Source organism: Hydrogenophaga sp. L76 (genome assembly GCF_057654755.1).
This window is the reverse complement of record NZ_CM172807.1, coordinates 1,951,013-1,965,484: the sequence shown is the minus strand read 5'-3', so window position 1 is coordinate 1,965,484 and position 14,472 is coordinate 1,951,013. Positions and strand designations below refer to the sequence as shown.

The window sequence follows — 14,472 nt, the reverse complement described above, 5'->3', positions numbered from 1 at the left end:
TCGAAGCCGATGGGGTGGCGTTGCGCGGCTTGCCGGCTCAGCGCTTTGCCGCCGCGGCTGAAGCTGGCGCTGGTGCGGGAGCCGCCACCGGCACAGCACGCTTGGGCGTTACCCGCCACTGCATGCGCTGCTTCGCGACCGGCATGCCGCCTTCGGTGGCCTGGCTGAACGCGGCTTCGATGCTGTCCATGCCGCTCATGCCGGCGATCACCGCCAGACCCGGCGCCTGCATGGCCTCGGGCAGGCGCGGCAGCACGTCTTCGCCCGTGGCAAAACACATCACCGCCTCTTCGCCCGGCTGGCCGGCGTCCAGCACAAAGCCGGGGCTGGGCACCATCCAGTCGGGGATGCGCACGGTCTGGTTGGCCGACACCAGCGACGAGGGGTTGGTCGCGTTGGGCAGCAGGCGGATCATGCCGCCCTGCGAGGCCTGCATGTAGCAGTAGAGGTGCGAAGCGCGTGACACCGTGGCCGAGAGGAAGATCTGCGTGCCTTGCTCGAACACCGTCTTGTCGGCCACCAGGTTCTCTATCTGCAGGTTCATGTGCAGCGGGTCGGCTTCTGCGCCCAGCGCAGGGCCGGTGGGGGCCGCGGTGACCTGGCCATCGGCCACGCTGGGGATCGCGGGCTCGGTGTTGACCGTGTTCCATCCCACGCGCAGCAACTGGCCCTGGTCACCCAGGGTCACGTAGTTTCTGAGGGCCCGTTCGTAGGTCATGAAATCCACCACGCCGGTGACCACCATGCCCTGATCGGCCTGGTATTTGGCCAGGGCGGCCCGCACGGTGGGGTGGTTGACCGGCAGCTTCGCGGTTTCAGCGCTCAGGTAGCCGCCGCTGCGCAGCGACTTCATCACCAGCGCCTGCTGCACGGCGGTCGTGCCTTCGTCGTGCCAGTCACGCAGCTGGCGCTGGAAGTCCGGGTGGTTTTGCTCCAGCGTCAGGCATTGCCAGTAGGGCACGCGTGCCCACTTGCCCGCCAGCTCGATCATGGCCAGTTCGACCAAGGTGCGCACGGCGGCACCCGAACCCTGGGTGTAGTCGCGCCCGACGTTGAATTGCCAGCCGTAGTCGCTGATGCGACCCGCGAGGTCCAGCCCCTGTCCTCCGGCACCCACGATCACTTCGTTGGCCGAATCGAGCCCTGGAATGAGCGTGCGCGAGCGGAAGTCACCCAGGTGCAGCTCCATGCCGATGATGGTGGCGCTCTTGTCCCGGCTGTAGCCGGTCTCCAGGCGCGAGGCCGAGGTGCCCACGTCGAAACGGTTGTTGATCACGTTCTGGTCGACGAAGGCCACCGCGCCCGAGACATACAGCGCCGGGCGCTGCAGCCGGATCTGGTTGTTGTTGAGCAGGATGGTGGTGAGGTTCTGCACCGTGTCCTGGCGGGCAATGTCCACCTCGAAGTCGACGTACCTGAAGGCGTTGCTCAGCCGGGACATCTGCGAGATGGCGGTGATGATCATGTCCTTGGTTGCGACCGGGACGCGTCCGGAGAAATCGGGAATCTGTTTGCTGGTGATCAGTGTGGTGGGTATCTGGGCATCACGGAAAAGCCGGTCCATGCACATCAGCGAGTCCGAGAAGCTCGACAGTGAACGCACTGGCCGGGTGGTCGGACGGTCCGAAGCGTGCGCATAGGACTGGAAGCTGGCATCCTTTCGGGCGTCCATGGGGGTGGAACAACCGCTCATCAGCAACAGGGTTGCCAGCAATGTTGCGACCAGGCGGCGCCTCTGTTGGCGCAGAGTCCGGGTGCCGATGTGCAGGATGTCCATGATGTCCTCGCCCTCTGGGTGTTTTCGTTTTTACCGGCAGACGTTGACCAGGTCGCCGCGCAGAACCACAACCTGATCTCGCGTCTGCGGTCCGTAGCGCGTGCCCAGGCTGTCACCAGTGGGAACGCTGCTGGATCCGACCTCCTGGACGCAGGTCTTTTGCAGACCTTCTGTCTGGACCGTGGTCACCACATCGCTGTCGGTGTAGATGGATCCGTCTTCCGCCGTCGCGGAATAGGCTTTGGCCACATAGCGGTTGATGCGCGCACGCATCCAGGCCGGAATGTCGGTGGGGCCGTCCATGCCGCCTGACTGCTGCCGAGGTCCGCTGGGCATGGCCACGTACTTGACGGGACCGTTCAGTTGAATCGGATCTTCGCCAGGAGCGGCGTGCGCCATCTGGGCAGAGAGCAGGTGGAACATGGTGATGGTCATGATCCATTTCCCCGCTCGCACTGGAGTGCTTTTCATGGTTGTCCTCCTGAAGTCATGGAATCAGAAGACAGCGCCCCCCGCACAGATGCAGGGGGCGCTGGAGCAGGGGACGTTCAGCGACCAGGACCGCCGTGGCTTGCGGCCGTCGGCTTGCAAGCCACGCAGCCGTTGTTGCTGGCGATGTTCTGGATCGCCTTGGTGCCTTCCGTCGCCACGTTGACGACGCCGGAACGGTTCAGCGCGGTGATCTGCCACGACTTGCCATCAATGGTCACGTTGCCAATGTTGGACGACACGTTCTGGCTGGCGTAGGCCTCGTCACCCAGGGCGAGGTTGGCCACGACCGAGCCACGGGCTGCGGTCAGCTGCACCGACTCGGCGCCTTTTTCGACCGTCACGTTGCCGGAGTTGCTGGACACGTTTTGCTGTGCGTAGGCGTCTTCGCCGTTGGCCAGGTTCATGAAGAGGGAAGAGGTGGCGGCCACGGCCTGGAACGACTTCCCGTCGATGACGATTTCCGGGCATTCCGTGCATGTGTCCCCCCCGCCGCCACCGCCGCCACCGCCAGCGAAGGCAGAGGTGGCAAGGGCTGCGAAAGCGATGATGGCAAGTTTTTTCATGATGGTTCCTCAAAAAAGTGGATTCACATTTCCCAAGTGGCTCGGAGGATTCCTGGCCACCAGCCTGATCGACTCGGCCTGGCGGGAGGGCTTGCCCTCGGTAGGGTTTTTGCGGCCCGTCTGGCGTTGTCTGGCTCCAGTTTGGGCAGTGGGCGAAGTTGCGACCAGCGTCACAAATGACTACTGCATTTGTCCAGCGGTGTCCACATGGCGGGGCATGCGATCACCCCTTGCCAGCCCTCTGAATTCGCGGTTTTTCAACCTTCTGGGCGGGTCTGAAAGAGGGCGTAAGAAGTAACTAGTATCTAAATGAAACACAAGAAACATTTAGAAAACAAGGTGTAAAAATACGTCGCTCTGTATCAAATTCGCACTTTCAGTGAGCACAAAAGCACACTAAATCTTGGTTTTTGGCTCGCTGGTGTCGTAACGAAATGATTTTGTTGCAAGCAACACCGCTGATTACGGGCCAGGCCAGCAGCCCCAAGGGGGGCCTTCATGGATCCGTTGAGCAGACTCCTTACTTCATCGGGGGCTTGTCCACGGCCTTGGCGCAATGAAAAAATCCAGACGCAATGGTGTCGCATTGAGCATAGGCAACTCTGGACGAAATATTTCGTTGTAATTTGAACTGCGGCATACATGGTTGAAAGACTCACTGAGGGATGCACGTATGGAACGTATGGACACACCGATCAAAACCGCCTCGCCATCGGGCGTGAACCCGAACCACAAGGCTGTGTTGAGCCGATCCGGCAACGCCTTTGCGATGCGTGACAACCCGCCCTCCATCTGGCCGGACTTCATGGTGGGGCAGACGGAACAACCGGTGAGGGTGCTGCTGGTGGACGACGACCCACTCGTTCGGCATGTGATGGCGCAGGAGTTGCTCGCCGATGACCGGATCACACTGGTTGCCCAGGCGGGCAGTGTGCGTGAGGCGCGCCGCAAGATCGCCCTGCATGAGTTCGATGTGCTGCTGGTGGACCTCAATCTGGGTGACGGCACGGGGTTCGAGTTGATCGAGCTCGCCAAGCGAAGCCGACCGGGTGCCGAAGTGGTGGTGATCTCCGCCATTGAAGACGAACCGCAGGTTCTGCAGGCCTTTGAGCTGGGTGCCACGGGCTACCTGATCAAGAACTCCTGGTTCGGCAATTTCCCGCAGGCGGTGCTCCAGGTGGTCAATGGAGGAGCTTCGATCACGCCGAGTCTCGCGCGACGCCTGTTGCACCGGCTGGACCCGCGCGATGCCGGGCAAACGGGCCAGATCAGCCGAATGAAGCTCTCCAGCCGCGAGCGCGACGTGTTGAAGATGGTGGCATCGGGCTACACCAGTGCCGAGATCGGGGGCCGGCTCGGCATCAGCGTGCGGACCGTGAATGCACATGTGCGCAACATCTACAGCAAGCTGCAGGTCAAGACCCGTGCGCAGGCCGTGAGCTTTGCCACCGATCGTGGGTTGATATGAGGCGCAGCGCCGGCTGCGATGGACCATGCTGAGTGGCGTCCTGCGTCCGGGGACCCGAATCTGGGCGGTCCCGGTGCTCGCGCTGACGCTGTCGGCCCTGGTGGAGATCGTTGCGCCCCGCTTTCTGGAGGAAGGGCTGGCGCCGGCCCGGCTGTTGCACCATGCCACCTGGGCGCTGAGCCTGCTGGCGGGCCTGATCGCTGCGGTCGCCACGGTGAAGATGCGCTACAGCGCTGCGCCTGAAGAGCGCCGACCGCAAGACCTGGCCATGGTGGTCAATGCGCTGATCTGGCTCGTGCTCGCGTTGATCGCCGCCTGGTCGGGCGTGGCCAGCAATACCCCTGTTTCGGGCCTCCCGATCCACATCACCTACCAGTTGGCGGTGGCCGCCGTCGCCCATCTGCTGCTGGTCAGCGTTTCGGCGCTGTCTGCGCGGGCGAGAGCGCTCTGGCTGGCGTATGCCGTCTTGAGTCTGGTGCTGTTGGTGTGGAGTTTTCTCGAACCAAGGGGGAACGACGTCAGCTACCTGGCGTGGAAGGTGCTCAATGTGGTGTTTTTTGCCGGGCTGTTGCGCCGGCTGTTGCTGAAGCTGGAGCAGCCCGCATCGCAGCTGCCGGTGCTGGAGCGTGATGGTTCGGCCCGTCAGGCCCTGTCGGATCGGGAGCGCGAAGTGCTCCGGCTGGTGGCGATAGGACACACCAGCAATGAGATCGCGACCAAGCTTTCGCTCAGCGTGCAGACGGTCAACACCCACATCCGCAACATCTACCGCAAGCTGCACGTCAAGTCACGCGCCCAGGCGGTCAATCTGGCGGCGCACCAGAGGTTGATCTGATCCGGCCTCGACCGGTTGACCTGAACGCATGATGCCTACAGGTCCAGCATGTCGTCACACCACATCGGCCCCCTGGTCGGACTCTTCTCGGTCACACTGACTGTTGGGTTCCTGACGGTTTACGGCGGCGGGCGCGAGAGCAAGCGCGCTGACGTGGCCATGGCCTGCGGACTGCTGGCCTGGGTGGTGTACATGTTGTGGATCGGGCGCTTCGCCGACGAGCCACCCGACGCCGTCGACCTGTTCGTCGAGCGCATCGGACTCCAGGTGTGCCTCTCGGCGGCCACCGTGCTGGTGCTGATGGTTGTGCCCCTGTCTTCGCAACGCTTCTGGGGCCTCGTTGGGACGCAGGCGCTGGGCGGTGTGTTGTCGCTGTGGCTCTGGGCTGCCACCTCGCTGGCCGCCTGGTTGACCGTCTGGCGGTTGTTCAACCTCATTTTTGTGGGTGTGTTGCTGGTCGTGCTCGCGCGACCGCTCCTGCGCCGCCCGAGGTCTGTGGCCTGGGGGCGATTTCTGTTGTCGGCATTGTTGATGCTGTGTGCCCTGGTTGCCGTGTGGCCCGTGGCAGCGGTTCCGTGGCTGGCTCCGGCGGGTGCGTATACCTATCCGGCCGCTCTGGTGTGCGCCTGGTGGATGTTGTCCGGGCGGTTCGGAGGCCGGGGTGTCCCGTTTCAGCACTCAGCCGCCGCCGAAGAAGAGGGCGGTCATGAGGAGCGGCAGCGCATTGCCCAGGACGTGCACGATGGCGTGGGCGCCCACCTGGTGGCGATCCTGTCGTCGCTTGATGCGCGGGACCCGGAGCAGAGGGCGCTCGCGTTGTCGCTGGAGCAATGCCTGCTGGACCTCAAGATCATGGTGGACGGCCTGTACGAGGACGTGACCCATCCGCTCGAAGCGCTGGCCATGCTGCGTTACCGGGTTCAGCCCTGCCTGGAGCGCACGGGCATTGCCATGGTGTGGGACATCGAGGACAGTCCGTCCATGGAGCAGCTGTCGCCGCACGCCGTCACGCAGTTTCTCAAGATTGCACAGGAGGCCATCGCCAACGTGATGCGCCATGCCCAGGCGACCGAGATCCGCGTGGTGTGCGAATACGACGAAGCGGACCGGCGCATTGAATTGACCGTCGTGGACAACGGCCGGGGCTTTGACGGGCAGCGGCGTCACCAGGCCGCCCGGAGCAAGGGCCTGGCCGGCATGCAGCGCCGGGCCCTGGACATGGGGGGCACGCTGCAGATCGAGAGCGCAGCCGGCCATGGCACGCGTGTCCACCTGACGCTGCCCTGCCCGGACCCGGCCTTCCGAGCGCAGCCGGCGGCGTCGGCGCAGGGCCTTTCTTCGGACGTGTCGGGGCATCCGGACCCGTAGCGACGATGCCTGCGGCTTGTGCACCGCCCGTGGTTGGCACGGGGTGTCCATTGGGGCGAGGGCCGCCCGGCTTGTGGCAAACTGCGCCCCTTCTTGAAGCCCCGCCCACCGTGCGGGCAGGACGACAGGGGTCACATGCACACCATCATCGCGCAGATCGCGCAGGAAATCCGGGTCGGCGTTCACCAGATCAAGGCGGCTGTGGAGCTGCTCGACGGTGGCTCCACCGTGCCCTTCATCGCGCGCTACCGCAAGGAAGCCACCGGCGGCCTGGACGACATCCAGCTGCGCGAACTCGAATACCGCCTGGGCTATTTGCGTGAGCTCGAAGACCGGCGCGCGACCGTGCTGAAAAGCATCGACGAGCAGGGCAAGCTGACGCCCGCGCTGCGAGCCGCCATCGCCGCCGCGCCGACCAAGCAGGAACTGGAAGACCTGTACCTGCCGTTCAAGCAGAAGCGCCGGACCAAGGGCCAGATCGCGCGCGAGTTCGGCATCGAGCCGCTGGCCGACAAGCTGTTTGCCGACCCGACACTGGACCCGATGGCCGAGGCCGCGGCCTTCACGAAGCCGCCCGAGGTGCTGGACGACGGCAAGCCCGGCGCTGATTTTTCCACCGTGCCCGCCGTGCTCGACGGTGTGCGCGACATCCTGAGTGAACGCTGGGCCGAAGACGCAGCGCTGCTGCAGAACCTGCGCGAATGGCTCTGGGCCGAAGGCCTGTTGCAGAGCAAGCTGGTGGCGGGCAAAGACGAGAACCACCCCGACGTGGCCAAGTTCCGCGATTACTTCGACTACGACGAACCGATCAGCCGCGTGCCCTCGCACCGTGCGCTGGCCGTGTTCCGTGGCCGCTCGCTGGAGATCCTGGATGCCAAGCTGGTGCTGCCCGAGCCCGAAGCCGTGCTGCTGGCCAGCGGCAAGCCGGCGCCCACGGTGTCGCTGGCCGAGGGCCGCATCGCGCTGCACCTGGGCTGGAGCCACCAGGGCCGCAAGGCCGACGACCTGCTGCGCAAGTGTGTGGCCTGGACCTGGCGCGTCAAGCTCAGCCTGTCCAGCGAACGAGACCTGTTCGCCCGCCTGCGCGAGAGCGCCGAGGCGGTGGCGATCAAGGTGTTTGCCGACAACCTGCGCGACCTGCTGCTGGCCGCACCCGCCGGCCCGCGTGTCGTGATGGGGCTGGACCCGGGCATCCGCACCGGCGTGAAGGTGGCGGTGGTGGACGCCACCGGCAAGCTGGTGGACACGTCCACCGTGTACCCGCACGAGCCCCGGCGCGACTGGGACGGCTCGCTGCACACCCTGGGTCTGCTGGCGCGCAAACACGGCGTGAACCTGATCGCCATTGGCAACGGCACCGCCAGCCGAGAAACCGACAAGCTCGCTGCCGACCTGATCAAGCTGCTGGCCAAAGCCGGCATTGAAGGCGTGCAAAAGGTGGTGGTGAGCGAAGCCGGCGCATCGGTGTATTCCGCCAGCGAGTTCGCCTCGCAGGAAATGCCCGACGTGGACGTGAGCCTGCGCGGTGCCGCTTCCATCGCGCGCCGTCTGCAGGACCCGCTGGCCGAGCTGGTGAAGATCGACCCCAAGAGCATCGGCGTGGGCCAGTACCAGCACGACGTGAACCAGAGCGAACTCGCGCGCACGCTGGAAGCGGTGGTCGAAGACTGCGTGAACGGCGTGGGCGTGGACCTGAACACCGCGAGCGTGCCGCTGCTCTCGCGCGTTTCGGGACTCTCGGCCACCGTGGCCAAGTCGGTGGTGCGCTGGCGCGAAGCCAATGGCGCCTTCAAGAGCCGCCAGCAGCTGCTCGACGTGACCGGCCTGGGGGCCAAGACCTTCGAGCAGAGCGCGGGCTTCCTGCGCATCCGCGGGGGCGACAACCCGCTGGACATGACCGGCGTGCACCCGGAGACCTACCCGGTGGTCGAGCAGATCATCGCCCAGACCGGCCAGCCCGTGGCCACGCTCATGGGCCGGGCCGACATGCTCAAGACCCTGCGCCCGGAGCTGTTCGCCAATGAGAAATTCGGCGTCATCACGGTCAAGGACATCCTGACCGAGCTGGAGAAGCCCGGCCGCGACCCGCGCCCGGACTTCCAGGTGGCGCGCTTCAACGACGGCGTGGACGACATCAGCGACCTGCGCGAAGGCATGATCCTCGAAGGCACGGTGAGCAACGTGGCCCAGTTCGGCGCTTTCATCGACCTGGGCGTGCACCAGGACGGCCTGGTTCACGTGAGCCAGCTGGCGAACAAGTTCGTCAACGACGCCCGCGAGATCGTCAAGACCGGCGACATCGTCAAGGTCAGGGTGATGGAGGTCGATGTGGCGCGCAAGCGCATCGGCCTGTCCATGAAACTGGGCGATGCGCCGACCCGTTCCGGACGGGACGACGGGGCGCCGCGTGACAACCGGTTTGAGCCTGCCCGTTCGGGCTCACGCTCCGGTGGTGGTCGCCCGGCCGGTGCGGGGCCATCGTCCGCGCAGCCGGCTTCGGCCATGGCCTCGGCATTTGCGCGTCTGCAGGGGATGAAAAAAGGCTGAATCCGGCCCCGGACGTCGGGTGGCGCTGAGCCGCCTGGGCGCATGGGCCTCAGGCTGCGAGACAATCGTGGCCTTATGCAAGCGCTTCGCCTCTACGCCGGTCCCAAGGCACGTCAGCACATCGAACAGCACGGCCTGCGCCCGCAGGACGTGGGCACGGTGCCGGCCGCCGCCGGTGGCCCCAAGGGCCTGATACTGGGTCCGCTGGACCGTTTCATCTTTGGTCACTGGCTGACCCACAGCATCCAGCCGGTGCACCTGGTCGGGGCCTCGATCGGGGCCTGGCGCATGGCGACCGCCTGCCTGCAGGGCACCGCCAGCGCGCTGGAACGGCTGGAGCGCGATTACATCGCCCAGCACTTTGCGTTGCCCCCGGGCCAGAAGCGCGCGACGGCGGCACAGATCAGCGGCCAGTTCCGCAGCAACCTGCAGACCTTTTTCAGCGGGCGCGTCAGCGAGGTGTTGTTGCACCCGCGCTACCGGCTGCACGTCGTTGCCTCGCGTGGGCGTCGCCTGCTCGCGCGCGACGGGCCACTGCGGACGCCGCTGGGTTACCTCGGTGCGTTTGTGGCCAACGCCGTTCATCGCCAGGCGCTGGGGGGCTGGCTGGAGCGTGTCGTGTTCTCGACGTCCACAGCGGATGGTGCGGCACGGCCTGATGCGTCGCTCCCGTTTGAGACGACCGACCTGCGCACGCGTCAGGCGCCCCTGCGCGAAGACAACTTCATGGATGCCCTGCAGGCCAGCTGCTCCATCCCCTTCATGCTCCGGCCCGTGCAAGGCATTGCGGGTGCGCCATCGGGGCCCTACTGGGACGGCGGCATCACCGACTACCACCTGCACCTGCGTTACCTGAGCAACCCGGTGGCCCCTCTGGTGCTCTACCCGCATTTCCAGCAGTTGGTGGTGCCCGGCTGGCTCGACAAATCCTGGAAGCGCCGCCACCGGTCCAGCCCCGCGCTGGACCACATGCTGGTGATCGCGCCCGACCCGGCCTGGGTCAAGACACTGCCCAACGGCAAACTGCCCGACCGCGGCGACTTCACGCACTACGGCCAGGACATCACGAGCCGCCAGCGCGTCTGGAGCGGTGCCACCGCCGCCGCCGCGCAACTCGCCGACGAATTTGCCCAGTGGCTGGAGCGACCCGACCTTTCGCGCATCGAGGCGCTGTAGGGCGGGCCAGCGCGTACCGGGGTGCGAGGGGATAATTCCGCCCATGGAATCTGTCCCGCGCTACCTCACCGCCGCCCTCTACAAGTTCGTGGACCTGCCCGATGTCGAGGCGCTGCGCGAACCGCTGCAAGCCTGTTGCGATGCGCAGCAGGTCAAGGGCACGCTGCTGCTGGCGAGCGAAGGCATCAACGGCACCATCGCCGGCCTGGAGCCGGGCGTGCGTGCGGTGCTGGCGCACCTGCGGGCCGATCCCCGCCTGGCCACGCTGCAACACAAGGAGGCCTGGGCCCACAAGCCGCCTTTCCTGCGCATGAAGGTGCGCCTGAAAAAGGAAATCGTCACCTTGCGCGTGCCCGGGCTGGACCCGAACAAGACCGTGGGCCAGTACGTCAAACCCCAGGACTGGAACGCCCTGGTGGCCGACCCGGACGTGGTGCTCATCGACACCCGCAACGATTACGAGGTCGCCATCGGCACGTTCCAGGGCGCCATCAACCCGAACATCAGGACCTTCACCGAACTGCCCGCCTGGCTTGATGCCCAGCCCGGTTTGCAGGGCGACAGGAAACCCAGAATCGCGATGTTCTGCACCGGCGGTATCCGTTGCGAGAAGTCCACCGCGCTGATGAAGATGCACGGGTTTGATGAGGTCTACCACCTCGAAGGCGGCATCCTCAAATACCTGGAAGAAGTTCCACCCGAGCAGAGCACCTGGGAGGGTGCGTGTTTTGTGTTTGACGAACGGGTGAGCGTGGGTCACGGCCTGCAGCCCGGCCCCCATGAACTGTGTCGCTCCTGCCGCTGGCCGCTGGGTGAACAGGACAAAGCCTCGCCGCTGTACGTCAAAGGCGTGAGCTGCGCGCACTGCCACGACCAGCGCAGCCCCGAACAGAAAGCCCAGCTGGCCGAACGGCAGCGCCAGGTCGAGCTCGCCGAGGCGCGCGGGGAAGTGCACGTGGGTGCGCACATGCCCACCCACGACCCGCGACGGTGAACCGAGCGCCCGTTGCGACTGCATCGCCCGTGTAAAGCGGGTAACGCTTCCACACACACGGCGTTTTCATGCGGGTTTGTCCCTAGACTGGCCTGCCCTAACGACTCTCAAGGAGTGTTCATGAAACGCCTGATTCCTTTGTTCGCCGTGGCCACGCTCGCCGCTGCCTCCGCTTCTGTTCAAGCCGAGGGCCTGTACGGCGAAGTCGGCTACACGCCGCTGAAGCTGGAAAGCCGTGTCGGTGGCCTCGATTTCTCCTCCAAACCGTCCAACGTGCGCGGCATCATCGGCTATGAACTGAACAGCAACCTGGCCGTCGAGGGCATGCTCGGTCTCAGCGCACAGGACTCGTCCGTGAAAGTGAACGGCATCAATTCCGGTGTCAAGGCCGAGGTCGACAACATGGTCGGTGTCTTCGTCAAGCCCAAGATCGAAGTGGTTGAAGGGCTGGAGCTCTTCGGTCGCCTGGGTGCGGCACGCACCAAGCTCTCCGTCGGCAATGAGACCGACAGCGCCACCTCCGTGGCCTACGGCCTCGGTGCAAGCTACCAGCTCACCCCCGCCCTCTCGCTCAACGCCGACTACATGACCTACCACGACAAGGACGACACCACCCTCAAGGGCGTCACCGTCGGGGTCGGCTACAAGTTCTGACGAAAGGCAGCGTCACCACCGTTCTGGCGGGTCCGCCAGAACGGTGGTGCCCCGCCGTTCACCCCACGGACGGCGCTGGCGGCAGCTTGAGCAGGCGGCCGTATTTTTCGGCCAGGTGGCTCTCGGCCCGCTCCAGCATGAAATAGCGGAACGCTCCGGCCGCGGGCGACAGCAGCTTCGACAGCGTGTGCACCACGTTCCAGGCACGGATGATGGTGTGCCTTTCACGCCCAGTGTGGCGATCAGGCCGTGTTCCAGCTCCAGACCGATGGTGTGCAGCGACAGGAAACTGATGCCCATCCCGGCCATCATGGCCTGCTTGATGGTTTCGTTGCTGGCCATCTCCATCACCACGCGCGGCTCCATGCGCGACGTCTCCAGAAATTTTTCCATCGCGGCGCGCGTGCCGGATCCGCGCTCGCGCAGGATGAAGCCGCAGGGCCGCAGGGCCGCAGGCTGTCCACCGTGGGGTGGCCCACCTTGAGCAGCGGGTGCTCGGTGGGTGCCGCGAGCACATGCGGGTGCGCGGCAAAGGGCTCGGCCCGCGTGGCCAGTTCCTTGGGCGGGCGGCCCATGACGGCGATGTCCACCTCGTTGCAGTGCAGCATCTTCACCCGCTGCTCCCGGTTGCCCACGGCGAGCCGGATTTCCGCCCCCTCGTGTTCGTGCTGGAACTCGGCCAGCAGCCGCGGCAGGCAATATTTCGCCGTGCTGACCATGCCGATGGTCAGCGTGCCCACCTCCAGCCGCTGCAGCCGCGCGGCCGCGTCTTCGGCGTCCTTGAGGGTGGCGATCACCTTGCGCGCGTCGACCAGCATGTATTCGCCCGCCGTGGTCAGGGCCACCTGGCGCCCGTTGCGCTCGAACAGCGGCAGGCCCACGTGGCCCTCCGGTTCATTGACCTGCATGGTCACGGCCGGTGGCGTGAGGTGCAAAACCTCGGCGGCCCGGGCAAAACTCAGGGGTTTGGCGACCTCAGTGAAAACCCTGAGTTGGCGGAAGGCGGTGTTCTTAATTAAGTAATCTCTTAACCAAAATGCAAGTAATCATGAATTTACCTTATTTAAGTCCATCCCTATAGTCCGTTCATCACCCCGTGTTTTCGGGGTTTCTGAACAGGTGAATCCATGCTGAACGCCCTGATTTTTGATGTCGATGGCACCCTGGCCGACACGGAAAGTGTGCACCTGGAAGCGTTCAACCACGCCTTCCAGCAGGAGGGTCTGGACTGGCACTGGAGTACCGAACAGTACACGCAGCTGCTCGATATCTCGGGTGGCAAGGAACGCATGCTGGCCTATTGGCGCTCGGTGGATCCGGACCTGAAAGAGGTGGAGGCGGGCGCGGTCAGCGACACGATCAACCGCCTGCATGAAATCAAGACCGCGTACTACGAAAACGCCGTCAACAGTGGCGCCGTGACGCTGCGCCCGGGCGTGCTGGCGCTCATGAACGAAGCGCGTGGCCAGGGCCTGCAACTGGCCATCGCCACCACCACCTCACCAGTCAACATCGCGGCACTGATGCGCTCGGCCATAGGGCTGGACTGGCGCTCGCATTTTCTGGCCATCGGCGATGCCAGCAATGCCCCGGTCAAGAAGCCGAATCCGCAGGTCTACATGAAGGTGCTGGCCGACATGGGCATGCGCGCGGCCGATTGTGTGGCTTTTGAGGACTCGTCCAACGGCCTGCGCGCGGCCCGGGCAGCCGGTCTGGACACCGTCATCACGCCCAACGGTTTCACTGCCCACCACGATTTCACCGGCGCGCTGCGGGTCGTGCCCGACCTGAGCGAAGTCAATGTGGCGCGGCTCAGGGAATGGCACAACCGCTGAAGCGCCTTCGCGATCTTTCCTTTCACTTTCCAGGCTTTTCATGACCATCCGCATCGCACCTTCCATCCTGTCTGCCGACTTTGCCCGTCTGGGCGAAGAAGTGCGCGCCATCGAGGCCGCCGGGGCCGATCTGGTGCATTTCGACGTGATGGACAACCACTATGTGCCCAACCTCACCATCGGCCCGCTGGTGTGCGAGGCGATCCGCCCGCACGTGAAGATCGGGATCGATGTGCACCTGATGGTCGAACCGGTGGACGCGCTGATCCCGCTGTTCGCCAAGGCCGGCGCCAACATCATCACCTTCCACCCCGAGGCCAGCCGCCATGTCGACCGCACGCTGCAGCTGATCCGTGACCACGGCTGCAAGGCCGGCCTGGTGTTCAACCCGGCCACGCCGTTGTCGCTGATGGACCATGTGATGGACAAACTCGACGTGGTGCTGCTCATGAGCGTGAACCCGGGCTTCGGCGGGCAGAAGTTCATCGCCGGTACCCTGCCCAAGCTGGTGGCGGCCCGCGAGCGCATCGATGCCCACATGGCGGCAGGGGGCCAGACCATCTGGCTCGAAGTGGACGGTGGCGTGAAGGTGGACAACATCGCCGAAATCGTGTCCGCCGGGGCCGACACCCTGGTGGCGGGCAGTGCCGTGTTTGGAGCCCCCGACAACAACGGCGGCTACCACACCGTCATGAAGCAGTTGCGCAAGAACGCGCTGGCCTGAAGCCCGCCCACAGCCATCCATTCAACAACTCCCACGAAA

13 protein-coding genes and 1 pseudogene are annotated in these 14,472 nt (G+C 65.0%); 9 read left to right on the top strand and 5 right to left on the bottom strand.

Annotation, left to right across the window (positions count from 1 at the left end):
- Positions 1 to 37: 37 nt before the first annotated feature.
- The 3 genes from AC23D4_RS09375 to AC23D4_RS09365 form a co-directional block, all read right to left on the bottom strand.
- A complete protein-coding gene (locus tag AC23D4_RS09375; RefSeq protein WP_472888340.1) occupies positions 38 to 1,777 on the bottom strand; it encodes a DUF4384 domain-containing protein in 1,740 nt (579 codons plus the stop codon).
- A gap of 30 nt (positions 1,778 to 1,807) precedes the next feature.
- Positions 1,808 to 2,212 (bottom strand): hypothetical protein, encoded by a 405-nt coding sequence (locus AC23D4_RS09370; RefSeq protein ID WP_472888339.1) that lies wholly within the window; start codon positions 2,210 to 2,212, stop codon positions 1,808 to 1,810.
- A gap of 113 nt (positions 2,213 to 2,325) precedes the next feature.
- Positions 2,326 to 2,832: a hypothetical protein gene (locus AC23D4_RS09365; RefSeq protein ID WP_472888338.1), complete on the bottom strand. Its 507-nt coding sequence runs from the start codon at positions 2,830 to 2,832 to the stop codon at positions 2,326 to 2,328.
- Positions 2,833 to 3,514: 682 nt separating this feature from the next.
- Here AC23D4_RS09365 and AC23D4_RS09360 point away from each other — a divergent pair.
- The 7 genes from AC23D4_RS09360 (at position 3,515) to AC23D4_RS09330 (ending at position 11,874) form a co-directional block, all read left to right on the top strand.
- The gene (locus AC23D4_RS09360) at positions 3,515 to 4,300 is read left to right on the top strand and encodes a response regulator transcription factor (protein WP_472888337.1); all 786 of its coding nucleotides are present in this window, start codon (positions 3,515 to 3,517) and stop codon (positions 4,298 to 4,300) included.
- A 25-nt stretch (positions 4,301 to 4,325) separates the two neighbouring features.
- Positions 4,326 to 5,135 carry a helix-turn-helix transcriptional regulator gene (locus AC23D4_RS09355; protein ID WP_472888336.1) on the top strand — a complete coding sequence of 270 codons (810 nt, stop codon included), beginning with the start codon at positions 4,326 to 4,328 and terminating at the stop codon, positions 5,133 to 5,135.
- A 48-nt stretch (positions 5,136 to 5,183) separates the two neighbouring features.
- Positions 5,184 to 6,503 carry a sensor histidine kinase gene (locus AC23D4_RS09350; protein WP_472888335.1) on the top strand — a complete coding sequence of 440 codons (1,320 nt, stop codon included), beginning with the start codon at positions 5,184 to 5,186 and terminating at the stop codon, positions 6,501 to 6,503.
- A 135-nt stretch (positions 6,504 to 6,638) separates the two neighbouring features.
- Positions 6,639 to 9,050 (top strand): Tex family protein, encoded by a 2,412-nt coding sequence (locus AC23D4_RS09345; RefSeq protein ID WP_472888334.1) that lies wholly within the window; start codon positions 6,639 to 6,641, stop codon positions 9,048 to 9,050.
- A gap of 75 nt (positions 9,051 to 9,125) precedes the next feature.
- Positions 9,126 to 10,226 (top strand): patatin-like phospholipase family protein, encoded by a 1,101-nt coding sequence (locus AC23D4_RS09340; RefSeq protein ID WP_472888333.1) that lies wholly within the window; start codon positions 9,126 to 9,128, stop codon positions 10,224 to 10,226.
- A 43-nt stretch (positions 10,227 to 10,269) separates the two neighbouring features.
- Complete coding sequence (gene trhO / locus AC23D4_RS09335; protein WP_472888332.1) at positions 10,270 to 11,220, top strand: oxygen-dependent tRNA uridine(34) hydroxylase TrhO; 951 nt, start codon at positions 10,270 to 10,272, stop codon at positions 11,218 to 11,220.
- 120 nt (positions 11,221 to 11,340) lie between these two features.
- Positions 11,341 to 11,874, top strand: coding sequence for a porin family protein (locus AC23D4_RS09330; RefSeq protein WP_472888331.1), 534 nt, complete (start codon positions 11,341 to 11,343; stop codon positions 11,872 to 11,874).
- A 58-nt stretch (positions 11,875 to 11,932) separates the two neighbouring features.
- Here AC23D4_RS09330 and AC23D4_RS09325 read toward each other — a convergent pair whose 3' ends face one another.
- Both AC23D4_RS09325 and AC23D4_RS09320 read right to left on the bottom strand, forming a co-directional pair.
- The gene (locus AC23D4_RS09325; RefSeq protein ID WP_472888441.1) at positions 11,933 to 12,067 is read right to left on the bottom strand and encodes a hypothetical protein; all 135 of its coding nucleotides are present in this window, start codon (positions 12,065 to 12,067) and stop codon (positions 11,933 to 11,935) included.
- A gap of 74 nt (positions 12,068 to 12,141) precedes the next feature.
- Positions 12,142 to 12,836: pseudogene (locus AC23D4_RS09320) on the bottom strand (LysR substrate-binding domain-containing protein); the annotation flags it as partial.
- A 168-nt stretch (positions 12,837 to 13,004) separates the two neighbouring features.
- On the opposite strand from AC23D4_RS09320, the gene AC23D4_RS09315 reads away from it, so the two are divergent.
- Positions 13,005 to 13,709: an HAD-IA family hydrolase gene (locus AC23D4_RS09315; RefSeq protein ID WP_472888435.1), complete on the top strand. Its 705-nt coding sequence runs from the start codon at positions 13,005 to 13,007 to the stop codon at positions 13,707 to 13,709.
- A gap of 40 nt (positions 13,710 to 13,749) precedes the next feature.
- Complete coding sequence (rpe, locus tag AC23D4_RS09310) at positions 13,750 to 14,433, top strand: ribulose-phosphate 3-epimerase (protein ID WP_472888330.1); 684 nt, start codon at positions 13,750 to 13,752, stop codon at positions 14,431 to 14,433.
- Positions 14,434 to 14,472: the final 39 nt, after the last annotated feature.